The sequence below is a fragment of the Caulobacter sp. GW822-FHT07D08 genome, assembly GCF_058798735.1.
Window position 1 is genome coordinate 72,409 of record NZ_JBXAKU010000006.1, and the last position, 23,374, is coordinate 95,782.

Annotated in this window: 18 protein-coding genes; 3 read left to right on the forward strand and 15 right to left on the reverse strand. The window is 68.3% G+C overall.

Translation table 11 applies throughout. The annotated features are described in order from the left end of the window. Nucleotides 1-214 precede the first annotated feature (214 nt). Genes AC1RJ9_RS12930 through AC1RJ9_RS12940 form a run of 3 tightly spaced genes read left to right on the forward strand, consistent with a single transcriptional unit; the run spans nucleotide 215 to nucleotide 2,436 of the window. Complete coding sequence (locus AC1RJ9_RS12930) at nucleotides 215-1,072, forward strand: TauD/TfdA dioxygenase family protein (RefSeq protein ID WP_492837297.1); 858 nt, start codon at nucleotides 215-217, stop codon at nucleotides 1,070-1,072. 22 nt (nucleotides 1,073-1,094) lie between these two features. Then, entirely contained in the window at nucleotides 1,095-1,928 is an 834-nt protein-coding gene (locus tag AC1RJ9_RS12935; RefSeq protein WP_492837298.1) for an oxidoreductase, read from the forward strand. A 22-nt stretch (nucleotides 1,929-1,950) separates the two neighbouring features. Further along, nucleotides 1,951-2,436, forward strand: coding sequence for a VOC family protein (locus tag AC1RJ9_RS12940; RefSeq protein WP_492837299.1), 486 nt, complete (start codon nucleotides 1,951-1,953; stop codon nucleotides 2,434-2,436). A gap of 93 nt (nucleotides 2,437-2,529) precedes the next feature. Here the strand turns inward: AC1RJ9_RS12940 and AC1RJ9_RS12945 are convergent, their stop codons facing one another. From AC1RJ9_RS12945 to AC1RJ9_RS13015, 15 genes are all read right to left on the reverse strand, one after another. Then, nucleotides 2,530-3,342, reverse strand: a complete 813-nt coding sequence (locus AC1RJ9_RS12945; protein ID WP_492837300.1) for a TauD/TfdA dioxygenase family protein — start codon at nucleotides 3,340-3,342, stop codon at nucleotides 2,530-2,532. Between the two features lie 15 nt (nucleotides 3,343-3,357). Then, nucleotides 3,358-3,852 carry a flavin reductase family protein gene (locus tag AC1RJ9_RS12950; protein ID WP_492837301.1) on the reverse strand — a complete coding sequence of 165 codons (495 nt, stop codon included), beginning with the start codon at nucleotides 3,850-3,852 and terminating at the stop codon, nucleotides 3,358-3,360. Further along, on the reverse strand, nucleotides 3,852-5,237 hold the full coding sequence (locus AC1RJ9_RS12955) for a zinc-binding metallopeptidase family protein (RefSeq protein ID WP_492837302.1): 1,386 nt from the start codon (nucleotides 5,235-5,237) through the stop codon (nucleotides 3,852-3,854). Before AC1RJ9_RS12955 ends, AC1RJ9_RS12950 begins: the two co-directional genes overlap by 1 nt. Before the next feature lie 3 nt (nucleotides 5,238-5,240). Continuing rightward, complete coding sequence (locus tag AC1RJ9_RS12960) at nucleotides 5,241-5,894, reverse strand: cysteine hydrolase family protein (protein WP_492837303.1); 654 nt, start codon at nucleotides 5,892-5,894, stop codon at nucleotides 5,241-5,243. Next, the gene (locus AC1RJ9_RS12965; RefSeq protein ID WP_492837304.1) at nucleotides 5,891-6,955 is read right to left on the reverse strand and encodes an LLM class flavin-dependent oxidoreductase; all 1,065 of its coding nucleotides are present in this window, start codon (nucleotides 6,953-6,955) and stop codon (nucleotides 5,891-5,893) included. Before AC1RJ9_RS12965 ends, AC1RJ9_RS12960 begins: the two co-directional genes overlap by 4 nt. 27 nt (nucleotides 6,956-6,982) lie before the next feature. Beyond that, nucleotides 6,983-8,287 (reverse strand): MFS transporter, encoded by a 1,305-nt coding sequence (locus AC1RJ9_RS12970; protein ID WP_492837305.1) that lies wholly within the window; start codon nucleotides 8,285-8,287, stop codon nucleotides 6,983-6,985. Between the two features lie 63 nt (nucleotides 8,288-8,350). After that, entirely contained in the window at nucleotides 8,351-10,765 is a 2,415-nt protein-coding gene (locus AC1RJ9_RS12975; protein WP_492837306.1) for a TonB-dependent siderophore receptor, read from the reverse strand. 365 nt (nucleotides 10,766-11,130) lie between these two features. Beyond that, entirely contained in the window at nucleotides 11,131-11,814 is a 684-nt protein-coding gene (locus AC1RJ9_RS12980; protein ID WP_492837307.1) for a response regulator, read from the reverse strand. A gap of 4 nt (nucleotides 11,815-11,818) precedes the next feature. After that, nucleotides 11,819-14,413 (reverse strand): DUF4118 domain-containing protein, encoded by a 2,595-nt coding sequence (locus AC1RJ9_RS12985; RefSeq protein WP_492837568.1) that lies wholly within the window; start codon nucleotides 14,411-14,413, stop codon nucleotides 11,819-11,821. A 108-nt stretch (nucleotides 14,414-14,521) separates the two neighbouring features. Continuing rightward, entirely contained in the window at nucleotides 14,522-15,100 is a 579-nt protein-coding gene (kdpC, locus tag AC1RJ9_RS12990) for a potassium-transporting ATPase subunit KdpC (RefSeq protein ID WP_492837308.1), read from the reverse strand. A gap of 12 nt (nucleotides 15,101-15,112) precedes the next feature. Further along, a complete protein-coding gene (locus AC1RJ9_RS12995) occupies nucleotides 15,113-15,817 on the reverse strand; it encodes a TorF family putative porin (RefSeq protein ID WP_492837309.1) in 705 nt (234 codons plus the stop codon). 141 nt (nucleotides 15,818-15,958) lie between these two features. Next, a complete protein-coding gene (gene kdpB / locus AC1RJ9_RS13000) occupies nucleotides 15,959-18,019 on the reverse strand; it encodes a potassium-transporting ATPase subunit KdpB (protein ID WP_492837569.1) in 2,061 nt (686 codons plus the stop codon). 40 nt (nucleotides 18,020-18,059) lie between these two features. Then, nucleotides 18,060-19,769 carry a potassium-transporting ATPase subunit KdpA gene (gene kdpA / locus AC1RJ9_RS13005; RefSeq protein WP_492837311.1) on the reverse strand — a complete coding sequence of 570 codons (1,710 nt, stop codon included), beginning with the start codon at nucleotides 19,767-19,769 and terminating at the stop codon, nucleotides 18,060-18,062. A gap of 13 nt (nucleotides 19,770-19,782) precedes the next feature. Continuing rightward, nucleotides 19,783-19,869: a potassium-transporting ATPase subunit F gene (locus AC1RJ9_RS13010; protein WP_492837570.1), complete on the reverse strand. Its 87-nt coding sequence runs from the start codon at nucleotides 19,867-19,869 to the stop codon at nucleotides 19,783-19,785. Between the two features lie 432 nt (nucleotides 19,870-20,301). Continuing rightward, nucleotides 20,302-23,358: a sensor histidine kinase gene (locus AC1RJ9_RS13015; RefSeq protein WP_492837312.1), complete on the reverse strand. Its 3,057-nt coding sequence runs from the start codon at nucleotides 23,356-23,358 to the stop codon at nucleotides 20,302-20,304. Nucleotides 23,359-23,374: the final 16 nt, after the last annotated feature.

Below are 23,374 nucleotides of genomic sequence, written 5' to 3' on the forward strand. Positions count from 1 at the left end.
GGTCTTGCCTCAGCGCGCACGAAGAGTTGGTCAGCAACCGTCCTCCACGGCGCGACGCCGGGTTTGCGGGCGCTCGGCGCCCCGGCGACGCTTCCGGCGCCTAATCCGGAACCACACCCGGCGCCGCCAAGAAAGCTGTCGTGCGCGCTGAGACAAGACCGCCACCCTCGCCGCGCCTAGGGTCATGTCGTGGACATCGCCCACGGAGGACGCCATGACGCCGACCGCAGACATCGCCATCAAGGATCTGAAGCCGGGCTTCGGGGCCGAGATCTCCGGCATCGACCTGGCCTCCGCCCCGGACGCGGTCCTGGACCAGGTCGTCGACACCTTCCACCGCCATGGCGCCATCGCCCTGCGCGATCAGAAGATGACGCCCGACGACCTGATGCGCTTCATCGGCCGGTTCGGCGATCCGGAGGACCACACCCAGACCCGCTTCACCCTGCCGGGCTATCCGAAGATCTTCATCCTCTCCAACCGCCTTGTGGACGGCCAGCCGATCGGCGCCCACAACGACGGCGTGGGCTGGCACACCGACTACAGCTACAAGCCCGAGCCGGTCATGCTGACCATGCTCTACGCGGTCGAGGTGCCTGACGAAGGTTCCGACACCCTGCTGGCCGACGGCTGCGCGGCCTGGAACGCCCTGCCCGCCAACAAGCAGGCCCTGCTGGAGGGTCTGCGGCTGCACCACAGCTACAAGCACTTCATGGCCACCCGCCAGTTCGGCCAGCAACAGACCCTGTCGCCCGAGCTGGAAGCGGCCAATCCAGACGTCGAGCACCCGCTGATCCGCACCCACCCCGCCGACGGCCGCAAGGCGCTGTGGCCCTCGACCGGCACGGTGACCGAGGTGATCGGCATGCCCGGCCCCGCGGGCCTGGCCCTGCTGGACGAGTTGGTCGCGTTCATGACCGAGGAACGGTTCGTCTATCGCCACAAGTGGCGGGTCGGCGATCTGCTGATGTGGGACAACCGCTGCACCCTGCACACCGGCACGCTGTACGACGACACCAAGTACATCCGGACCATGCACCGCCTTTGGGTGAAGGGCGACAAGCCTCACTGATCCCGTTTTCGGTGGAGTTGGCATGACCAAGACCTGGATGATCACCGGCGTCTCCGGCGGCCTGGGCCGCGAGATCGCCCGCGCCGCCCTGGAGCGGGGCGACGTCGTCGTCGGCGCGATGCGCAGGCCCGAGGCCGTCGCCGCCTTCGAAGCGCTGGCGCCCGGCCGCGCCCACGGCGTCGTCATGGACGTCACCGACACGGCGGCCGTCGCCGCCGCCGTCGCCAAGGCCGAAGGCGTGACCGGGACCATCGACGTCCTGGTCAACAACGCCGGCTATGGCCTGGTCGGCGCGGTCGAAGAGGCGTCGCTGGACGAGATTCGCGCCCAGTTCGAGGTCAACGTCTTCGGGCCCCTCGCGGTCCTGAAGGCCGTCCTGCCCGCCATGCGCGCGCGTCGCGCGGGCCGGATCATCAACATCACCTCGGTCTCGGGCCTGGCCGTCTGGGCCGGCACCGGCGTCTACTGCGCCAGCAAATGGGCGCTGGAGGGCCTGACCCAGACCCTGGCCCAGGAGGTCGCCGAGCTCGGGATCCGGGTCGTCAACGTCGCGCCCGGCGGGCTGCGCACGGACTTCGCCACGGGCTCCAAGGTCATCGTGGCGGACAAGCTCTCCGACTATGACGGCCTGGCCCGCGACGCCGAGCGGATCATGGCCGACCACGCCGGCCAGGAACCCGGCGATCCGGCCAAGGCGGCCCGGGCGATCCTGATCATCGCCGACGCCGAGGCCCCGCCGATGCACCTGCTGCTGGGCGAGGACGCCCTGAAGTACGCCGGCTACGCCGCCCAGGGCCTGGCCGCCGATATCGAGGCCTGGAAGACCCTGAGCCTCTCCACCGGCTTTGACGCCTGAACCCCGAACGCGAGCGCACGCCTTGACCAACACCCTGATCTTCGTCGACCTGGCCTCCGAAGACCCGTCCGAAGCCGGCGAGTTCTACGCCAAGGTGTTCGGCTGGCAGAACGACGCCCGCCCCGAGGGCGTCTATCACCGCATGGTGCCGGGCGGCTTCTTCAAGAAGCCCGACGGGACCGACAGCGAGATCGGCAATCTGCACCTGGGGATCTTCAAGGCCGCCAACGCCCGTCCCCACCCGGAGCCCGAGGGCGTCGAGCCGCGCAAGCTCAGCGCCGACGGCCGCAAGCCACGCGTCTGGGTGCTGATCAGCGACGACGACAGCGCCGACCGCATCCTCGGGACCGCCGAGGACCTGGGCGCGACCGTGCTCTGGAAGAACCACTACTGGAAGGAATTCAACGGCTACAACCACGCCTTCCGCGACCCCTGGGGCAACGAGATCGTGCTGTGGGGCAAGGCCGGCGCCGATCCGCAGGTGCCGGCGGACTTCACCCGCGAATAGCCAAACCGCCGCGCTCGTCCTGGGGCGCGGCGTTCCGCTCCAAAGCCGCCAAGCGCCGCCGTTTCGCACGGCGGCGCTACACGCACGATGTGATCAGAACGGCTTGTCGCCGGCGATCGTCACCCGATAGCCGGTGCGGGTGTCGGGGAAATAGTCCCAGATCGCCTGGTGCCAGGTGCAGCGGTTGTCCCAGAAGGCCACCGAGTTCTTCTTCCAGCGGAACCGCACCTGAAAGTCCGGATTGCTGGCGTGCTGGTAGAGATAGCCCAGGATCGCGTTGCTCTCGGCCTTCGAAACCCCCGCGATGTGGGTGGTGTAGGACGGGTTGACGAACAGGCTCTTGCGGCCGCTGACCGGGTGGGTGCGGACGATCGGGTGGGTGGAGCAATTGTACTTGCGGTCGATGTCCGGAAAGATCGCCTTGTAGACGGGATTGGCGTCGTGCACCGCCGACAGGCCCTCCAGATAGGCCTTCATCTTGTCCGACAGGGTGTCATAGGCCCAGTACATGCTGGCGAAGCAGGTGTCGCCGCCGTCGTCGGGCAGGACCTTCATGTAGAGGATGCTGCCCAGCGGCGGCTCGGGATCGCAGGTCAGGTCCGAGTGCCAGTTCTCGCCGGCCACGAACTTGGAGTCGGCGTCGGCGTGGATGGCCACGATCTCCGGGTGCTCCGGCAGGCCCGGCACGCCCGAGTGGATGGCCAGGTTCCCGAACTTGCGGCCGAAGTCCTTGTGGGCCTCGTGCGACATCTCCTGGTCGCGGAAGAAGATCACCTGGTGCTGGGTCAGGGCCTGGTGGATCTCTTCGAACTGACGGTTCGAGAGCGGCTTGCCCAGGTCGACGCCAAAGATCTCCGCGCCGATCCGGCGGGTCATGGGCTTCACGTCGAGCACGTCGTAGGCCATGCGGCGCAACTCCAACTATGCGTTCAGAAAGCCGCCGCGCACATAGACGAGCGGCGTCTTGGTTTCGTCGGTGACCACGCGCAGCACGCGTCCGACCAGGATCTCGTGATCGCCGCCGTCGTGGGCGTCGCGCAGTTCGCACTCGATGGCCGTCACGCAGCCGGCCAGCAGCGGCGCGCCGCACATCCCGGCCTCGACGGCCGTGAGGGCGAAGCGGTCGTCGGCCCCGCTCTTGGCGAAACGGTAGGCCAGGTCGCCCTGCTCCCGGGCCAGGATGTTGACGCAGAAGGTCCCGGCCTGGCTCAGCGCCGCCAGGGTGCGGCTGTCGCGCTTGAGGCAGACCATGACCAGCGGCGGGTCCATCGACACCGAGCTGAAGGCGCTGACCGTCGTGCCGACCAGGCGGCCGTCGTGGCAGGCGGTGACCACCGTCACGCCCGCCGCGAAACTGCCCATGGCCTTGCGGAAATCGGCCGGCTCCGGCGCGTGGTGTCGAGGCGCGGCGCTCATCACGCGTCTCCGAACGGGTTGTCGGGATAGACCGCCGAGGCCGGGCGCTTGGCGCCCTCATCGGCGCTGGCGCGGCCGCAGATCGCCAGCGCCGTCAGGGCGTAGATCAGGGCGCTGTCGACCAGGTCCTTCGGCGTCGGCCGCCAGCGCCGGAAGCCGGTGGTGATGGCCGGAATCCGCTGCATGTTGAACACATTGTGGTCGCGCCACATGCTGGAATAGACCGGGTTGGCCAGGGCGACGGGATGGCCGAGGCCCAGCCGGGTGGCCACGTCGACCGCGCCGACCAGCGGCGCGACCTCGCCGGCGTCGGCCTCGAAGCCATGACGCACGACGACCGGCTCGATGTCGATCCGGCCCAGGCCGGCCTCGCGGACCATGGCCTCCAGCGAATGCTGGACGTCCGCGACGCGCTGCCTGGGCGTCAGGCCTACCTCCAGATAGAGGTTCACCAGCTCGGTCCCCGCCCCGAAGGCGTAGGGAATGCCGCCCCGGATCGAGGCGATCTGCGACTTGGGCTGGGCCACCCCGCCGGGACTGTCGTAGCGGCTTTTCTTCTCGTATTCGCCGCTCCAGGCGTGGATCGCCTCGGTCAGCTTGCCGATCTTGTAGATCGGGTTCGGGTGCTGGGCCGCCGTCGCCGGATGCTCCAGCAGCGGCGTGAAGACCCCCTCGCCCCAGACCTGGAAGCGGAACACCGCATAGCCGCAGCCCACCCAGGTCAGGCCGAAGTCGCAGCCCTCGGCGGCGATGGCGTAGTCCGGCGCGACGCCGCCGTGATGGAACAGGTAGTGGGCCCCGATGTCCTTGCCCATATAGGCCACGCCCCGGTGTTCCTCGATCGGCTCGGGGCCGATCTCGCCGGGACAGGCGGTCAGGTACATCTTGCCAGCCAGGTTATAGCCGGCCTTCTTCAGCGCCTTGGCCGCGATCAGGAAGCAGCTCATCGGCCCGCGGTCGTTGGCGATCGGATAGCCGTGGAGCTTGCCGTCCTCCAGCCAGCACGTCTCCCACTCGGGATTGGCCAGGGTCTCGGGGCTGTACTTGTAAGCGTCGAGGTCGGGGTTCCAGGTCGGCGCCTCGGTGTCGAGATGGGCGGTGAAGAGGAGGTTCTTACCGACACCCTTGCCGCCATGCGTGCCGATGATGTTGGGCCGCTCGGGCGTCGCCCCGACCTTGCGCGGCGAGAAGCCCTCGCGCGCCATCCAGTCGTGGACATAGGTCGCGACCTCCAGCTCCTTGCCGGACGGCGCGGGAATATTGCCCAGGGTCAGGGCCAGCTCGACGATCTCGGCCTCGTCGATGGCGGCGGCGATCGCGGCGCGATCAGCCTCGGTGACCCGGTAAGGGGCGCTGGCCCCCAGGTTCGGAAATCCATCGGCCATGGGTCAGGCGCTCCAGGCGCGCGCGATCGCGGCCGTGTCGGTCAGGATCGCGCTGTTGAGGTCCATCACCTTCAGCGAGGCGGCGTGGATGTCGGCCTCGTATGCGCCGCACGCGTCGGCGGCGACGAACACGTGGTAGTCCAGGCTGAAGGCGTCGCGGACGGTGCTGTCGACGCAGCACTCGGTGGTCAGGCCCGCCACGACCAGGGTGTCGACGCCCAGGGCCTTGAGCCGCGCGTCGAGATCCGTGCCGCCGAATCCGCTGTAGCGGGTCTTCTTCACCACCGTCTCCCCCGGCAAGGGCTTGGGGCCGTAGAAGTCCGAGCCAACCTCGCCCTCGCGGCATAGGGCGCTCTCGTTGTCAGGATCGCCGCCCCGACGCCGCATGCGTTCCTTCCAGCTGAAGGAGTCGGTCTCCGGCGACGTGAAAAGGCCGACGAACACCACGGGGGTCGCTGCCCCGCGCGCGGCCTCGACCAGCCGCTCGGCGGCCGCGACCGCCGGCTGGACGACCGCCATGTCGACATAGGCGCCCAGGGCCCCGTCGGGCGAGGCGAAGTCGACCTGGATGTCGATCACCAACAGCGCCGTGCGCGACGGCGCGATCCAGGCGGCCAGCCCTTCTACGACTCCAGAGCCGGTCGTCACCGCATTCACGAGAACACCGCCCGCAGGCCCGGTAGAATCTCGGCGCCGAACATGGTCAGCCCCTCGACATAGTCGGGGAAGATCATCATCAGCCCGTCCAGCTCACAGTAGCGCAGGAACTCCTCGATCTGGTCGCCGCAGGTCTGGGGCGAGCCGACCACGGTGTGGGTCATGAACGCGCCCTGGGCGGCGGCCACGGTCGAGAGCTTCTCGGCCGGCACGCCCCAGCTTTCCAGCATGGCCAGGATGGCGCCCATGTCGGCGCCGCTCTTGTAGTACTCGACCTTGGCCTCCGCCTCGGCGTCGGTGTCGCCGTGGATCACCGTGCACATGGCGAAGGTCTTGATGGTCTTGCCCATGCCCTCGGCCGCCTTCTTGGCCCGCAGCGAGGCGTCGCGGCGCTCGTCCGGCGTGCGACCGCCGATGAAGCAGATGTCGGCCTCGCGCACCGAGAACTGAAAGCCCCGATCGCTCATCCCCGCGCAGACCAGGTCCGGACGCGGCTTGGACAGCGGCTTGGGCTTGGACTGGCAGTCCTTCATCGTGAAGTACTTGCCCTGGAAGTCGACGCTGTCCTCGGACCACAGGCGCTTGACGATGGCGGTCCATTCCTCGGTCAGGGCGTAGCGGTCGTCGTGGGTCATGGAGTCGTCCCACGCCCCCATCTGGTCGAACTCGCCCTTGTAGGCGCCGGCCACGATATTGAGGCCCGCGCGGCCGCCGCTGATGTGGTCGAGGGTGGCGATCATCTTGGCCGCCACCGCCGGGTTCTGCAGCAGCGGATGGATGGTCGCCCAGATCTTCACGGTCTTGGTGGCCTCGGCGATGCCCGCCATCATGGTGACGGACTCCAGGGCCGTGCCCCAGTGGTCGGTCTCGCCGCCGAAGCCGCGGAACTTGCCCATCGACATCACGAAATCCATGCCGACCTCGTCGGCCTTCACGGCCGCCGCGCGGTTCTGGGCATAGAGGCCGTCGAGCGTCGGGGCGGTCTTGGAGATGATCCAGCCGCCGTTGGCGACCGGCAGGAAAACCCCGAAATCCTTGTGCTGGGAAGGACGGTGGAACATGACGCTTCTCTCCTGATCCTCGAAACTCTAGGCGGCGTCGCGCAGCAGGACGGGCGCGGGAGCCGGAACGGGCGCGACCGTGGTCTCTTCGACGGTCTTGCGCGGCGGACGCATGAACAGCGCGGCCACGAAGATCACGCCGATCACGGCGGCGAACACTTGGAAGGTCGGCGCGAAGCCTCCGAGACGATCTCGCATGAAGCCTCCGATGAAGGGACCCAGGGCCGACACCGCGCCGACCAGGCAGACCATCGAGAAGAGCTCCAGATTGTTCTTACGGCCATAGTAGTTCAGCAGAAGGATGCTGACGGCCAGCACGGTCATGCCGAAACCGACGCCGACTCCAAGGGCGAAGACCACCATCATCGGCCCGGTCGTGGCCCCGGCCAGGGCCAGCAGGCCGACGGCCATCATCCCCTGCGCGCCGGCCAGCAGCCAGCGCGGATCGACGCGATCCCCCAGCAAGCCGCCGCTCATGCGGGCCACGACCTGCATCAGGGATTCCAGGCTCAGCGCCGCCACGGCCACGGTCGAGGCCACGCCCAGCTCGCCGAAGTGGCTGGGGGCCAGGCTGACGGCGGTGACCCCGCCCAGCAGGTGGGCGAAATAGGCCGCCAGGATCACGTAGAACTGCGGGGTGCGGATCGCTTCCTTCACCGTCCAGTCGACCGTGGTGCGGTAGACGCGGGCGTTGGCGGGCTGGGCGGCGGCCTCCTCGGCCACGGCCTTGTCAGTCTCGACCGCCGCGTTCTCCAGCCAGGCTCTGCCGCCGACCAGGGCCGCGGCCAGGACGCCGACGACCGCCGAGGCGACAGCCTGCCAGGCCCAGTACGGCCGCCAGGCGCCGCCGGCCATCTCCATGCCGGCCAGGGCCATCCAGGGTCCGACGACGCCGCCCAGCGAACCGATCGTGAAATAGATCCCGAACGGCAGGGCGCGCTTCTTGAACAGCATCGACAGAAGGTGCGTGCCCGGGATCAAGGCCATCATCTGGTAGCCGACGCCCAGCAGGGCCGTGCCGGTCAGATAGACCGGCAGCCCATGGGCCAGGGTCAGGCAGACGAAGCCGGCGATCATCACGGCCGAGCCGGCGATGATCGTGGCCCTCACGCCGATCTTGCGGATCAGCAGGGCCGGCAACCAAGACGAGCCGCCACAGAAGGCGCCGAGCAAGGTGAAGCCCAGGAAGGCCGAGGCGAAGCTCCAGTGCTGCTCCTTGATCATGGCGGGCAACACCACGCCCAGTGACGAGAACGTCGAGGCGGTGATCAGGAACAGCAGAAGGGAAAGAGCGCCCAGGAGGGTCCAGGAACGCCATTGGATCGTCGACATCGCCATCGAGCCTCCATGCAAAGCTCGCGGCGCGTCCCTCGCGGGGCGCGCCGCGCGGGGGAACTAGAATTTCCGGGACAGGGTCACGCGCCACTCGCGGCCCTTGCTGGGCAGCGCGCCAAGGTTGGCGTAGCTGTCGGCGTCGGGCGTGAAGTAGAGCTTGTCGAACAGGTTATCGACGTTGAGCGTGGCCGTGTACGGACCGTATTCGTAATAGACGCTGCCGCTGGCCAGCCAGTAGGCGGGATAGGTCACGGCGTTCTGGACGGTGCCCGCGGTCTTGGTCACGTGGGTCACGCCCAGCGTTCCGCCGACCTTGCCCCAGTCGTGGTCGTCGCTGGTGTAGGCGCCGTACAGGCTGACCACCGACTTGGGGATCAGGGTGTAGTCGTAGTCGCCCGCGCGGCCCGGCAGACTGCTGAACGCCCAGACGACATAGGTGCCGCCATAGGCCTGGGCGCCCGGCACGCCGGCGGTATAGGCCGGGATGTACTGGAACGAGTTGTCGGGCCCCTTGACGGTCGTGTGCTGGGTGTTGCCCGAGAAGGTGAAGCTGAAGTTCTCGCTGGCCAGCCAGCGCACTTCCAGCTCCACGCCCTTGGCGCGCGTGCCGGTCGGCGTGCCGGTGATGCCGGTCAGCTGGGTGCGGTTCTGGCGATATCCCGCCAGCGAGCCGACCAGCGTGCCCTTCAGCCACTGGAACTTGAAGCCGGCCTCGGCCAGGTCGCTGTCGGACAGCCAGGCGTCGCTGGGATCCGCCACCAGGCCCGGCGAGATGTCGCCCGCCTGGCTCATCTCCAGGGCCGAGGCCTTGGCGTAGGTGATATAGGGCATGATCCCGGCCGGAGCCTTGTAGGTCAGGCTGGCGCTGTAGGTGGCCTTGCCCTTGCTGGCCTTCTGCTGGCCGGCGATCTGGTAGCTGAGATAGCCCGTGTCGTTCGACTTGACGTCGTAGTCGTCGTAGCGGCCGCCCAGCATCAGGTTCAGGCGCTCGCCGACCTTGATGTCGGTCATCGCGAAGACACCGGCCTGGGTCCACTCGCTCTTGTTGTCGTTCTCCCACAGCAGGCCCTGCACCCCGGCGCCGGTCTCGGTCGAGAACGGACTGTCGATGATGTCAGTGGGCGTCGCGCCGAAGCTGATGTCGCGACGGTCGAGGGCGATCAGGCCGCTGTTGTAGCTTTCCCGGCGGCGGCCCTCGAAACTGCGATAGGAGGCGCCGACGAATGACTTGGAGGTGATGATCCCGGTATCGTAGGCGAAATTGTAGGTCGCGCGCGCTTCCCACACCTTGCTGTCGAACCAGGCCGGATAGCCGTAGCTGACGAAGCGCTTGTTCTCCTGGTCGTCATAGAACAGCTGCAGCTTGATCGCGCTGTCCGGCGTCAGTTCCTTGGCCAGGTCGTAGTAGAAGGTGTTGGTGCGGGTCTTCGAGAAGTCGGCCCCGCTGATATAGACCGTGCGCGGATCAAGCTTGGTCGTGCCGACGCCGGTGTCCAGCGTGTGCGGGGCGTCGGTCGACGGGAATCCGTAATAGGCCTGGTACAGGGCGCTGGAGTACGGATAGAAGCCAATCTCGTTCGGTGTCAGTCGGCCGTTGCCGTCCGTGTCCTTCAGCGTGGTGTCGCGGCCGGTGACGTAGGTCTGGTTGTCGATCAGGTTCTGGGTCAGGCGGTTCCAGCCGGGCGTCTGAACGTCGCCGTCGGAGTGGTAGAGCATCCCGCCGAAGGCCGTCGTCCAGCCGTTGCCCAGGTCGAAGTCGGCCGAGACCTCGCCGGTCTGCCGCCGCGGATAGATCCCCTTGTAGTAACTGTGGGAGTCCTCGACCTCGCCATAGAAGTAGATTCCGCCGGTGACCGCGCCGAAATTGGCCGGCAGGCCCAGCTGAGCGGTCGCGTTCTTCTTGTTGTACGAGCCATAGGTCAGGGTGACCTCGCCGGTCGGCTCGGTCAGATAGCCGCCCTCGTTCCGGCCCGACTTCGGAATGAAGTTGAGCATCCCGCCCACCTTGCCCGAGCCGTAGATCGGGGTCGGCGGGCCGCGCACGATCTGGATCTGGTCGGCCGCGCCGATCGGGGTCGAGTAGGTCCCCCGGTTCTCGATGCGCTTGAAGCCGCGGAAGTAGTTCTCGGCCAGGGTGCCGCGAATGTTCAGCGCGCCAGGCACGCCGTAAAAGCTGGCCGTGTAGGTGCCCGGCGACACAGCGGTCAGGCCGTCGATCGTCTCGATGCCATAGCGCTGCAGCGTCACGTCGCTGACGAAGCTGGCCGAGCGCGGCGTTTCCAGCAACGGCTTGTCGATGCCGAAGACTGTGTTGTTGGGCTGCTTCTCAAGCAGACCCGCCTTGTCACGCGCCTTGACGATCACCTCGTCGACGGTGTCGGACGGCGTGGTGGTTTCGTCAGCGAAAGCAGCCTGCGTCTGCGCCAGCAGGACTAGGGCGGAACAACCCGCCATCAGTAGCCGATAGGTCGACATGCGGTCCTCATTCGAGGTCGTCGCGCCCACCGCCTGCGGCGGTTATCCCCAGGTCGACGCCTCGAAACGATCATCCGCCGGTCCCGGCCGGCATCGAGGTTTGGCGCGTGACATTTCACTGAAAATGTCGCGCTCGCATGGATGTTGAGCCGTCAGCGCTCGTAAAAGCCGCTCGCTGACCGCGAAACTTGCTTGGAGGCGAACCACACGGGCCTTAAAGCGTCCACCCGGCTGACGCGCAAGCCGCTCGCGGCGCGCGAACCCGGTCGATCCTGATCATCCAGCGGGTCGAGCCGAGTCCGACGCGCGTGCGCCTCGGTGACCTGGCTAGATAGCGCTCGGTGTTGGGCTTTGCGGGGCATAGGTCACGGGCTGTAGAAGCGGTAACCCACGCCCGCTTCGGTCAGGATCAGCTTGGGATGGGCCGGATCCAGTTCGAGCTTCTGACGCAGCTGGCCGATGAACACCCGCAGATATTGCGTGTCGTGCATATGCGCGGGCCCCCAGACGGAGACCAGCAGCTCCTTGTGGGTCAACACCTTGCCGTGGCCCTGGGCCAGCCTCGACAGCAGATCGTATTCGCGCGGCGACACCTTGACGATCTCGCCATCCCGCGTGACCAGCCGGCGCTCCAGGTCGATCTCGACCCCGCCCGCCCGGATCACGGCCTCGCCGCCGGGGAAACGCTGGCGCTGGCGCAGCGCCACGCGCAGGCGCGCCAGCAGCTCGCCCACCCCGAAGGGCTTTTCCACATAGTCATTGGCGCCACGGTCGAGCGAGTCGATCTTCTCGATCTCGCGGTCGCGGGCCGAGAGGATGATGATCGGCCCGTCGTAGAAGGCCCTCGCCTGTTCCAGCACCGCCTTGCCGTCCATGTCAGGCAGGCCAAGGTCGAGCACGACCGCGTCCGGCGACCAGACCGCGATGCCCTTCAAGCCCGAGGCGCCGTCGTCGGCGCGAAGAGGATCGTAGCCGGCGGCGGTCAGCGCCGGCGCCAGGAAACGATGGATTTGTGGCTCGTCGTCGACGATCAGAATGCGCGGACGCATGGCCTCACAGCAGATTGTGATGGGTGGGAATGGCCTTGGGCAGACTGATCAGCATCCGGGTGCCCTTGCCATCGTGAATGGGGCTGGCGGCGGCGATGCGCCCCCCCATCGCGTCGATGAACCCCTTGGCGATGGAGAGTCCCAGACCCACCCCCTGGGTGCGATCGGTGGGTTCTTCCAGGCGTTGAAACTTGTCGAAGACACGTTCGAGCTCGGCCGGCGGGATGCCCCTGCCCTCGTCCTCGATGCTGATCACGACATTGCCCCGGTCCTCGTAGGCGGCCATCTCGATCGCCGCCCCTGGCGGGCTGTAGGCGATGGCGTTCTCGAGGATGTTGACCACCACCTGCTCGAGCAGGCTGGCGTCCGCCTGGACCAATGTCAGGTCGGTCGGAAAGTCCCGGGTCAGGGCGCGGCCGCCAAGACGTCGCGAGACCCGTTCGGCGGCCGCCGCCAGAACGTCGCGCACGTCGATCCAGTCGGTCCGCAGGCGCAGGGCGCCGCCCTCGAGCCGCGTCATGTCGAGAAGGTTGCCGACATAGCGATTGAGGCGTTCGGCCTCCTCGCCGATGCTGACCAGGAGGTCGTCGCGCGTATCGGGCTCCATCGCCTTGCCGTAGCTCAGCAAGGTCGAGGACGCGCCCAGCACGGTCGAGAGCGGCGTGCGAAGATCGTGGCTTATCGAGCTCAGCAAGGCCGAGCGGAAGCGATCGGCGCGCCGAAGGCTCTCTGTCTCGACGGCCTCGGCGGCGAGCTCGGCGCGCTCCAACGCGGTGGCGCCCTGGTCGAGCAGGCCCAGGACCAGGCGCTCCTCGTCGGATCCCGAAGCCATGGCGCCCGCTTCGACACCGGCGACGCCAATCCGGCCGCGCGCGCCCTGCATGGGCCAGAAGGTCCAGGCCGTGTGCGGCAGGGTGCTGGTGCCGGCGCCGGCGGCCTCGCCTTTCTCCCACGCCCAGCGCGCCGCGGCCATGGGCGCGGCCTGCAGCGGCTCGAGGCTCGGCGCTCCGGCGGCGGGTTCGAGTTCGCCGTCGCGCGACAGCAGGACGATGGCGCGCGCGCCAGCGGCGGCGGCGACCTGTTCGGCGAGCGCGCGCGCCACGGGCTCACGCGCGGAAGCGCCCGAGAGGGTGCGGGCGGCGGCGAGGAGGGTGGAGACCGCGGCGGCGCGGCGTTGCGAGCCTCGCGCCTGATCCCGCACCCGCCCCGCCAAGCCGCCGGTCGCCAAGGCCACGGCCCAGAACACGAAGAGCGTCAGGAAATCCGTCGGCGCTCCGATCTGGAAGCTGTAGCGCGGCGCGAGGAAGAAATAGTTGTAGACGAGGAACGCCACCGTCGCCGCCGCCAGGGCCGGTCTCAGGCCATGCTGCACGCCCGCCGCCAGGACGGCGGCCAGGAAGATCATCCCCAGGTCCACGCGGTCGAAAGCCGTGTCCAATCCCCAGGCCGCGAGCGTGGCGATGGCCACGAAGCCCGCGCCGGTCAGATAGGCCTTCCAACTATTCCAGGCGAAGGGCTCCCTCTTGACCGCGGGGACGTCTGTCGTATCGCGGGCGGCCTCGGTGACGACGTGGATCGCCGCGCCCCTGGCCTCGCGCAGCAGGGCGACGGCCAGGGAGCGCCCCAATCGTTCGCGCCAGTTGCGCTCGACGGATTTGCCGATGACGATCTGGGTGACGTTGTTGCGCCGCGCGTAGGCCATCACCGTGGCGACGATGTCATGGCCGTTCAGCGCCACCGTGAGGCCGCCAAGCTGCTCCGCGAGCTTGAGCGCCTCACGCAGGCGCGCGCTCCAACGGGCCGGCGGCGGGGCGCGATCGGTGCGCTCGACATGAGCCACCGTCCACGGCGCGTCCATCATCATGTCGGAGAGCCGGCGGCCGGCCCGCACGAGCGTGTTGGACATCGGGTCGCCGCTGACCAAGACGAGGATCCGCTCGCCCGCCGCCCAGGGCCCCTCGACGCCCTTCTCGCGCATGGCGGCGACCAACTGGTCGTCGACGGTCTGGGCTGCGCGCCGCAGGGCCAGTTCGCGCAGGGCGGTGAGGTTCTCGACCTTGAAGAAGTTGTCGGCCGCCAGGCGCGCGGTCTCGGGCACGTAGACCTTGCCCGCCGCCATCCGCTCGCGCAGTTCGTCGGGCGTGATGTCCACGAATTCGATATCGTCGGCCCGCGACAAGGCGCTGTCGGGCACCGTCTCGCGCTGATGCACGCCGGTGATGCGCAGAACGACGTCGACCAGACTTTCCAGGTGCTGGACATTCAGGGTGGTCCAGACATCGATCCCCGCGGCCAGCAGTTCCTCGACATCCTGCCAGCGCTTGGGGTGACGCGAGCCCGGCGCATTGGAATGGGCGTATTCGTCGACCAGCAGCACCTTGGGCTTGCGAGCCAAGGCCGCGTCGATGTCGAACTCCAGATAGGCGCGGCCGCGATGCTCGATCGGCCTGCGCGGTAGCACGTCCATGCCGCGCAACAGGCTCTCGGTTTCGCGCCGGCCGTGGGTCTCGACCACGCCGATCAGCACATCGACGCCCTCGGCCTTGCGGCGTCGCGCGGCGCGCAGCATCTCGTAGGTCTTGCCCACGCCCGGGGCCATGCCCAGAAACACCTTGAGGCGCCCCCGGCCCGCCTTGTTGGCGGCGGCCAGGAGCGCCTCGGGATCGGGACGCCCGGGTTCGGTGTGGGAGCGATCCTCGGTCGGCAACTAACCGTCCTTCGGGAAACGCGCGTCGAGCGCCCGGTTGACGGCCAGGACGTTCACCGCCGGCTGGCCGATGAAGCCCAGTAGCGGCGCCTTGGTGTGGGCGTCAATCACGGCCAGGACCTCGCCCACGGGCGCGCCGCGGGCCTTGGCCACACGCGGCGCCTGGAACCGGGCGTTGGCCGGCGAGACGTCCGGATCCAGACCCGAGCCCGAGGTGGTGACCGCGTCGGCCGGGATTGGAACCCCGGGGTTCTCGGCCCGCAGCGCCGCGGCGTCGGTCTTTTCGCGCTCGATCAGCTTGTCGTTCAGCGGGCCCATGTTGGAGCCGCTGGAGGCCGAGGCGTCATAGCCGTTGCCGGCCGCGGAGGGACGCGGGTGCAGGTACTCGGGCTTGGCGAAGGCCTGGGCGATCAGGGACGAACCGATGACCGTCCCCTTGGCGTCCTTGACCAGGCTGCCGTTGGCCTGGGCCGGGAACGCCGCCTGGGCCACCCCGGTCACGGCGAGGGGGTAGGCCAGGCCCAGCAGTCCCATGAACAGGACGCTGGAGACGATGGCCGGACGAAGATGCGAGAGCATGGTGGCGTCTCCTTAGAAGGCGGCCTTCAGCGAGATCACGGCGCGGCTGCCGTAGATCTTGCCGAAGCTGTGTTCGTCGGTGTCGTGGTAGCGCAGGTCGAGCGTCAGCGTGCTGTTCAGGGCGTAGGCCGCGCCGACGTTCCAGGTCGTGTAGTCGCCCGAACCCTTGTAGGTCTGGCGGCCGACGGCGACCGAGACCGACAGCTTATCGATGACCGGATAGCTGCCGTTGAGCTCGTAATAGACGGCCTCGTCGGCGGCGCCGAAGCTGTCGGGGCTGTAGAACACGGCCGCGCCCAGGGCGCCCTTGCCGGCCGGGATCGAGCCGGCGGCCTTGAACTCGACATTGCCGTAGTCAGCGCCCTTCGGCGCGCCGGCGTAGCCGTAGTAGATCACGCCGAAGTCCAGAGAGGCCGCGCCCAGGGTCGGCTTGTAGCCGGCGTAGAGGTCGATCTCGGCGTCGGTCTTGTCGCCGAAATCGACATTGGACGCCCAGGTCCCGGCGTAGAATTTGCCGGCGGCCAGATCGACGCCGCCGAACACCTGCGGGTCTTCCTGGGTCTGCGAGACGCCGCGGAAGACGTAATCAGAGGCGACGCCGACATTGTAGCTGAGCGTGAAGGGCTTCTGAGCCGCGTCTTGGGCGGAGGCGGCTCCGGCCGAGAGGGCCAGGACGCCGGCGGCGGCGATCAGGACGGGGAGAGCAAGCTTAGTCATGGCGGTCGTTCTTTCAGAACAGAATAGAGGGTGTTTTGGCGGATCAGGCGGCGGTGAAGGCCACCAGGAAGACCAGCCCGATCGCCACGACCCCGAAGATCAGATCCCTGACCATCGGATTTGGGACGATCGGGCCGCGCATCAGGCCCATCCCAGGCTCGAGACGATCAGGTCGATCAGCTTGATGCCGGCGAACGGGGCGACCAGGCCGCCCAGGCCGTAGACCATCAGGTTGCGCGACAGGAGCTTGCCGGCGCCGATGGCGCGATACTTGACGCCCTTCAGGGCCAGCGGGATCAGGGCCACGATCACCAGGGCGTTGAAGATCACCGCCGACAGGATCGCGCTCTGCGGGCTGTGCAGATGCATGACGTTCAGCGCGCCCAGGGCCGGAAGAGCCACCACGAACATCGCCGGGATGATGGCGAAGTACTTGGCCACGTCGTTGGCGATCGAGAAGGTCGTCAGCGCGCCCCGGGTGATCAGCATCTGCTTGCCGACCTCGACGATCTCGATGACCTTGGTCGGGTCGCTGTCGAGATCGACCATGTTGCCGGCCTCGCGAGCGGCCTGGGCGCCGGTCTGCATGGCCACGCCGACATCGGCCTGGGCCAGGGCGGGCGCGTCGTTGGCGCCGTCGCCGCACATGGCCACCAGTCGTCCCTTGCCCTGCTCTTCCCGGATCAGCCGCAGCTTGTCCTCCGGCGTGGCTTCGGCGAGGAAATCGTCGACGCCGGCCTCGGAGGCGATGGCCGCGGCGGTCACCGGGTTGTCGCCGGTGATCATCACGGTGCGCAGGCCCATGCGGCGCAGGTCGGCGAAGCGTTCCTTGACGTTCGGCTTGACCACGTCCTTCAGGTGGATGACCCCGACCAGGACGCCGTTCTCGCTGACGGCCAGCGGCGTGCCGCCCGAGCGGGCGATGCGATCGACGGCGGCGGTGACCTCCGCCGGAACCATCTTCGGATCCAGGGCCAGGGTGCGATAGACCGCGTCGACAGCGCCCTTGCGCCAGGACATGCCATTGGCGTCCAGGCCCGACTGGCGGGTGGTGGCGCTGAAGGCGATCGACGTGGCGTTCCGCGGCGCCTCGATGACGATCCCCTGGTTGCGGCCCAGTTCGACGATCGAGCGGCCTTCCGGGGTTTCGTCGGCCAACGAGGCGCTGATGGCGGCGCGCAGCGCTGCTTCGGGACGCACGCCGGGGGCGGCGATCACTTCGGTGGCCATGCGGTTGCCGAAGGTGATGGTGCCGGTCTTGTCCAGCAGCAGGGTGTCGACGTCGCCGGCGGCTTCCACGGCGCGGCCCGAGGTGGCCAGCACGTTGTGCTTCATCAGCCGGTCCATGCCGGCGATGCCGACGGCGGACAGCAGACCGCCGATCGTGGTCGGGATCAGCGTGATGAACAGCGCGCCCAGCACGATGGGGTCCAGATTGACGCCCGAGAACTTGCCCAGGCCCAGCAGGGTGACCACCGCGATCAGGAAGATCAGGGTCAGGCCCGCCAGCAGCACGGCCAGGGCGATCTCGTTCGGCGTCTTGCGACGGTCCGCGCCCTCGACCATGGCGATCATGCGGTCCAGGAACGTCGAGCCCGGCTGGGCGGTGACACGGACCTTGATCCAGTCCGAGACCACCGTGGTGCCGCCGGTGACGGCCGAGCGGTCGCCGCCGCTTTCGCGGATGACCGGCGCGCTCTCGCCGGTGATGGCCGCCTCGTTGACGCTGGCCATGCCTTCGATGATCTCGCCATCGGTCGGGACGACGTCGCCGGCCTCGATCAGGATCAGCGAACCGGGCACCAGCTTGTGGGCCGGGGTCGGGGTGACGGCGCCGGTGGCTTCGTCGGTGATCAGCTTGGCGTTGGTGGTGACCCGGGTGGCGCGCAGGCTGTCGGCCGCGGCCTTGCCCCGCCCTTCGGCGACGCTTTCGGCCAGGTTGGCGAACAGCACGGTGGCCCACAGCCAGCCGGCGATCTGCATGGCGAAGCCGGCCGGTTGCTGGCTGGCGATCGCCGCGACGGCCGAGACCGTCGACAGCAGAGCCACGATCCAGGTGGCGAAGATCACCGGATTGCCGGTAAGCTTGCGCGGGTCCAGCTTGACGAAGGCGTCCTTGGCCGCCCGGGTCATGATGGCCGGAGAGAGCCCGCCCGCCAGGGCGCCGGCCTTGCGCCGGCCCTCCCCGGCGCCGTTCCCCATGGGGGATTCGATGGTGGTCATGATGTAATCGCCTTTGCGATTAGTGGCCGGCGGTCACGGCGAGCACTTGGAAGTGCTCGACGATCGGACCGAGGGCCAAAGCAGGGAAGAATTGCAGGCCGCCCAGGATCAGGATCACCCCGACCAGCAGGCCGACGAACAGGCCGCCGTGCGTCGGCAGGGTCCCGGCCGACGGCGCCAGCTTGGGCTTGGCGACCAGCGAGCCCGCCATGGCCAGGATGGCCACGATCGGCAGGAAGCGGCCCAGAGCCATGGCCACGCCGAGGGTGGCGTCCCACCAGGGCGCGTTGGCGGTCAGACCGGCGAAGGCCGAGCCGTTGTTGGCCGTGGCCGAGGTGTAGGCGTAGAGGATCTCCGACATCCCGTGCGGGCCAGAGTGCATCAGGCCCTTCAGCGCCTCGGGCAGCACCGCGGCGATGGCTGAGAAGCCCAAGGTGGCGACCGGGATGGCCAGGACGGCCAGGATCGACAACTGCACTTCGCGGGCTTCGATCTTCTTGCCCAGGTATTCCGGCGTGCGACCAACCATCAGACCGGCGACGAAGACCGACAGGATGGCCATGACCACCATGACCGCGATGCCCGAGCCGATGCCGCCGGGCAGGATCTCGCCCAGGTGCATCAGGAACATCGCCATGCCGCCGCCCAGCGGCATCAGGCTGGAGTGCATGCCGTTGACCGAGCCGTTCGAGGCGCCGGTCGTGGCGGCGGCCCAGGCGGCCGTGGCCGGCGCGCCGAAGCGCACTTCCTTGCCTTCCATGTTGACGGCCGTCTCGACGCCGGCGGCCTGCTGAGCCGGCGGAGTCATGGTCTCGGTGGCGTAGATCGTCGCCGCGCCGGCGAACAGCAGCACGGCGGCCGCCAGGACCAGGGCGCGGACGTCCTTCTTGGCCAGGACCGAGCGGCCGAAGGCGAAGAAGGCCGCCCAGCCCAGCACGTTGATGGAGATCGCCATGATCAGGTTGGTCAGCGGCGTCGGGTTCTCGAATGGATGCGCCGAGTTGACGTTGAAGACGCCGCCGCCGTTGATGCCCAGCATCTTGATGGCTTCCTGCGAAGCCACGGCGTAGAGCGAGATCTTCTGCTCGGCGCCTTCCATCGTGTGGGCGGTCACGCCCGCCGACAGGGTCTGGGGCAGACCCAGGGCGACCAGCAGCACGGCCACGACGAACGAGATCGGCAGCAGCACATAGAGCGTGGTGCGGACCAGGTCGGCCCAGAAATTGCCGACGCCCTCGCCGCGGTTGGCCGTGAAGGCGCGAGCAAGCGCGGCGGCCACCGTCGCGCCGGTCGCGGCCGAGACGAAGTTCTGGGTGGTCAGCACCAGCATCTGGCTGAGCGTCGACATCGTCGTCTCGCCCCCATAGCTCTGCCAGTTGGTGTTGGTGACGAAGCTGATCGCCGTGTTGAACGACAGATGCTCGGAAAGTCCGGCGAAACCTTGCGGATTCATCGGCAGCACGCCCTGCAGGCGCAGCACCGCGTAGACGAACAGAAAGCCGGTGAAATTGAACGCCAGCAGCGCGCCGGCGTAGCTCCACCAGCTCTGGCTCTTCTTGGAGTCCACGCCGCAGGCGGTATAGAAGAACGCCTCGAATGGCCTGAGCACCGGGTCAAGCCAGGTGCGCTCGCCGTTCCAGACGCGAGACATGTACGAGCCCAGCGGCCAGCCGATGGCGACCGCCAGGCCCAGCGTCAGGGCGATTTCCGCCCAACCTTGCCAATTCATGGGATGTGATCCGTCAGAACTTGTCCGGTCGCAGCATCGCCACGACCATGTAGACCGCGACGACGATCGCCCCGGCTCCCCAAAGCGCGCTCACCAGCATGGTCACAGGCGCCTCAATGCGGTGGCGAAGGCGGCGAAGGCCACGAACAGCCCCGTCGCCAGCACCAGGAAAATAAGATCGGCCATGGACAGCCTCCTACTAAGTTGCGCGGAACAGACCACGAGGCGCCGTAAAGGCTCCATTCGGGACTGAGAGGCTCGGCATAAGGGCCGCATAAAGATAGCGGGCCGTTTTACGGGCCGCCCATGCCAAGGGGCGTCCAATCGGCCGGATGTCGTATGGATCGCTTACGGCCCTCGGCGGGATGTCGAAGGGGCTGGAATCGCGCGCCGACCGCGCCAGCCGCGCCCGTCGGCCCGATGCGGGGCGAACGACGCCTCACGATCCACTTCCATTGGACGATCCGGGCCTCGTCTTTGGAGACGCCACGGCGCTGGTCGACCCGGGCGCCGGGCTTGGGGTCGCCGACTCTCAAAGCTCGACGCGGTCGGACCGGCCGGGCCTCCAGAAATCTCTCCAGGCGCGCCGCCCGGCCGCATAGGCGACCGAGCTTGGGACGGCCAGCTCCACCATCGCGCCCACGCCGGCGCGGCCGCGGACCGCCAGGATTCCCTGGATCTTCGCGGCCCGCTCCTGCATGCCGGTCAGGCCGTAGTGGCCATCGCGACCGCCCGCGTCGAGCACGGCCTGGTCGATCCCCACGCCGTCGTCACGGACGCGCACGCCGAGTTCGCGCGCGCCGTAGGCGATCTCCACAACCACCGTCCTGGCGTCGGCGTGGCGATAGGCGTTGAACAGGGCTTCGCCGACGATCTTCTCGATCTCGTCGGCGACCACCGGATGCAGAGCTCGCTCGGCGCCCGCGGTGATGACGGTGGTCTCCACCGAGCGATCGGGATCGGTGCGCTCGGCGACCGCGGCCAGGGTCATGGCCAGGTTGTCGCCCGACGCGGAACGCAGACTTCTTACACGCTCGCGGGCCTCGACCATGATGTCCTCGGCCCGGTCCAGCGCCGCCTCGAGCTGTCCGCGCGCCGGCAGATCCATGGGCACTTGCCGACTGGCGGCCTGGAATTTCAGCATCAGGCCCTGAACGCCCTGCAACAGGGTGTCGTGGAGTTCGCGGGCGATGCGCTCGCGCTCGGCCAAACGGTCCTGCAGGCGCAACCGGATGCGCTCGGACACCTGGCGCAGGCGCAGCCTGTAGCCGAGCCAGGCGAGGCTCAGGAGCAAGAGCGCCGAGAGCGCCAGGAAGAGCTTGCTCTGCAGGAAGGTCGGCGGAAGCTCGACTTTGAGCATCGCGCCGTCCTCGTTCCAGACCCCGTCGTTGTTGGCCGCCTTGACCAGGAAGCGGTATCGGCCTGGCTTCAGGTTCGTGTAGAAGGCTTGCCGGCGCGCGCCGGGGTCGATCCAGCCACGGTCGACGCCCTCCAGCCTGTATTTGAATCTCACCCGTTCGGGCATGGTCAAACTCAAGGCGGCGTAGTCGATCTGGAGGGACCGCGCGCCCTTCGCCAGCACGACGTCCCTGGGATCCTTGATCGTCTTGCCGTCCACCGTCAGGGCGGTGATGCTGACCGGCGGCGGGAGAAGGTTTCGATAGAGATGGTTGGCGTCGATGGCGAAGACGCCCGAGGTCGTCGCCAGCCAGACACGACCGTCCCCGCCGACCGCGACCGCCCGGTCCAGCGCTCCCGTTCCAGAGCCGACCAGGCCGTCCAGGCGCGTGAAGGTTCGGGTCGCGGGCGTGAATCCAGGATCAGTGAAGGCGCGATCCAGGTCCAGGGACCCCACGCGCGTCACACCGCCCTTGGCCATGATCCAGGTCGAGCCAGCCGTCTGGCGCGCCAGACCGTTGACGTCTTCCAGCCACGGGAAGCGATCGTCACTGAGGAACCGGAGCCTGCCCGCGTCCCGTCGGGTGAGGCCGTTGCTGGAAACGACGACGGTGGACGCGCGATCCCGCCAGACCTGGACCATGTTGCCCGGGAAGAACCGATCGGCGCCGTAGTCCAGGGGCTTGAGACCCGAGGCGTCCGCTTCGAAGAGCCGTCGCCCCCGCACGAGCACCACCCGACCCGCCCCGGTCGCGACCACCGAACTGAAGCCCGGCGCTTCTTCGGTCGCGTAGGCGCGCCAGCCACGCCCATCGAAACGCTGGGCGGGCTGGTCGTAGGCCGTGACCCAAAAGTCGCCGCTGTCGTCCACCGAACAGGTCGATGACCTGGACACCGGCGAGGGCGGCCTGAGCTCGGAGCGTCGCCCGTCCTTGACGCGATAGATCTGTCCGGACCGTCCCTCCCCTCGCGCGCCGATGACCCACAGCGTCCCGTCCGGCGACTCGCAAACGGCCCCAGGGTCGATGTCTTCCAGCCAGGGCTTGAGGCTTTGACCCGGCTCGGCCTTCAGAAGGACGCCGCGATCGCTGACCAGGACCGCGCCGCCGCGCGTCGCCGCCACGTTGTAGCCGTCGGGCGAGTCGGCGCCGACGCGCGGCTGGCGGATGACATTGGCGTGGCGAAAGCGATCGAGTCCGCCGTTGGTGCCGACCCAGATATTGCCTTCCCGGTCTTCGAAGACCGACCAGGCCACATCGCCCGTGAGGCCCGCCTTGGCCGGAAAGGCTTCGGTCGGCTTCGAATCGGCCTCGACGTCCTTGCCGGCCGCCAAGGCGCGGACACGAAAGAGCCCGGCGCCGAACCCGCCGCCCCAAAGGTTCTGGTCTCTGTCGAAGATGACATGGTTCCAGCGCGAGGCCGTGCCGATCGCGAAGCGCGCGCCGGACGCGATACGGCCGGCGCGCGGATCGGAAAAGCGGCGCACGCCGAAGGAGTCGGAAATCCAGAGCTTGCCGTCCCCGTCCTCGGCCAGGCCCGGCCCAAGCCCGACCTGGGTGGCGACGGTGCGAATTCCGCGTTCGGCCGGCGGCAGATAGCCCAGCCAATGGTCCATGCTGAGCCAAAGCACGCCGGCGCGATCGACATGGAGACCGGTGACGATTCCCGAGGGTAGGCCCTCGTCGCGACCAACGAACCGCCAAGCCCCGTTCCGGTAGCGCGCCAGCGGGCTCCCGGAGCTTCCCGTCGCCACCCAGATCCCGCCCTGACGGTCCTCGGCCAGCGCACGGACGGTCGCGCGGACGCGACGATGCTCAAGATAGGAAAACCGTCCCTTGTCGTAGAGTCCGACACCTCCAAGGTCGAAACCCACGACCAGCGCCCCCGCCCTGGTCACCAGCAAGGCGTTCACGCCCGACCCGTGCCCATGCTTGGGATTGGGGAGGACGACGCGTTCGAAGGCGACGCCGTCGTAGCGATAGAGGCCGTCGTCGGCGCCCATCCAGAGAAAGCCGTCGGGCGTCTGGGTGACGACGCGCACCTCGGTGGGCGCGCCGTTGTCCGAGGTCCATCGCGTATGGGTGTATTGGCCCAGGCCGCGCGCGGGATCGAGCGCGCGAGCCGGGCTCGCGGCGTGGGCGATCAACGCCGTGGCGGCGATCAGTCCGATGCGTTTTGAACCCAGCCCCACGTCGAACGTCCCCAGG

What these genes read in the sequence shown, in the direction of transcription:
- AC1RJ9_RS12930 (WP_492837297.1), top strand. Translation starts at nt 215, where the DNA reads ATGACGCCGACCGCAGACATCGCCATCAAGGATCTGAAGCCGGGCTTC.
- AC1RJ9_RS12935 (WP_492837298.1), top strand. Translation starts at nt 1,095, where the DNA reads ATGACCAAGACCTGGATGATCACCGGCGTCTCCGGCGGCCTGGGCCGC.
- AC1RJ9_RS12945 (WP_492837300.1), bottom strand. Translation starts at nt 3,342, where the DNA reads ATGGCCTACGACGTGCTCGACGTGAAGCCCATGACCCGCCGGATCGGC.
- AC1RJ9_RS12950 (WP_492837301.1), bottom strand. Translation starts at nt 3,852, where the DNA reads ATGAGCGCCGCGCCTCGACACCACGCGCCGGAGCCGGCCGATTTCCGC.
- AC1RJ9_RS12955 (WP_492837302.1), bottom strand. Translation starts at nt 5,237, where the DNA reads ATGGCCGATGGATTTCCGAACCTGGGGGCCAGCGCCCCTTACCGGGTC.
- AC1RJ9_RS12965 (WP_492837304.1), bottom strand. Translation starts at nt 6,955, where the DNA reads ATGTTCCACCGTCCTTCCCAGCACAAGGATTTCGGGGTTTTCCTGCCG.
- AC1RJ9_RS12970 (WP_492837305.1), bottom strand. Translation starts at nt 8,287, where the DNA reads ATGTCGACGATCCAATGGCGTTCCTGGACCCTCCTGGGCGCTCTTTCC.
- AC1RJ9_RS12975 (WP_492837306.1), bottom strand. Translation starts at nt 10,765, where the DNA reads ATGTCGACCTATCGGCTACTGATGGCGGGTTGTTCCGCCCTAGTCCTG.
- AC1RJ9_RS12980 (WP_492837307.1), bottom strand. Translation starts at nt 11,814, where the DNA reads ATGCGTCCGCGCATTCTGATCGTCGACGACGAGCCACAAATCCATCGT.
- AC1RJ9_RS12985 (WP_492837568.1), bottom strand. Translation starts at nt 14,413, where the DNA reads ATGGCCCCGGGCGTGGGCAAGACCTACGAGATGCTGCGCGCCGCGCGA.
- kdpC (WP_492837308.1), bottom strand. Translation starts at nt 15,100, where the DNA reads ATGCTCTCGCATCTTCGTCCGGCCATCGTCTCCAGCGTCCTGTTCATG.
- AC1RJ9_RS12995 (WP_492837309.1), bottom strand. Translation starts at nt 15,817, where the DNA reads ATGACTAAGCTTGCTCTCCCCGTCCTGATCGCCGCCGCCGGCGTCCTG.
- kdpB (WP_492837569.1), bottom strand. Translation starts at nt 18,019, where the DNA reads ATGGGGAACGGCGCCGGGGAGGGCCGGCGCAAGGCCGGCGCCCTGGCG.
- kdpA (WP_492837311.1), bottom strand. Translation starts at nt 19,769, where the DNA reads ATGAATTGGCAAGGTTGGGCGGAAATCGCCCTGACGCTGGGCCTGGCG.
- AC1RJ9_RS13010 (WP_492837570.1), bottom strand. Translation starts at nt 19,869, where the DNA reads ATGCTGGTGAGCGCGCTTTGGGGAGCCGGGGCGATCGTCGTCGCGGTC.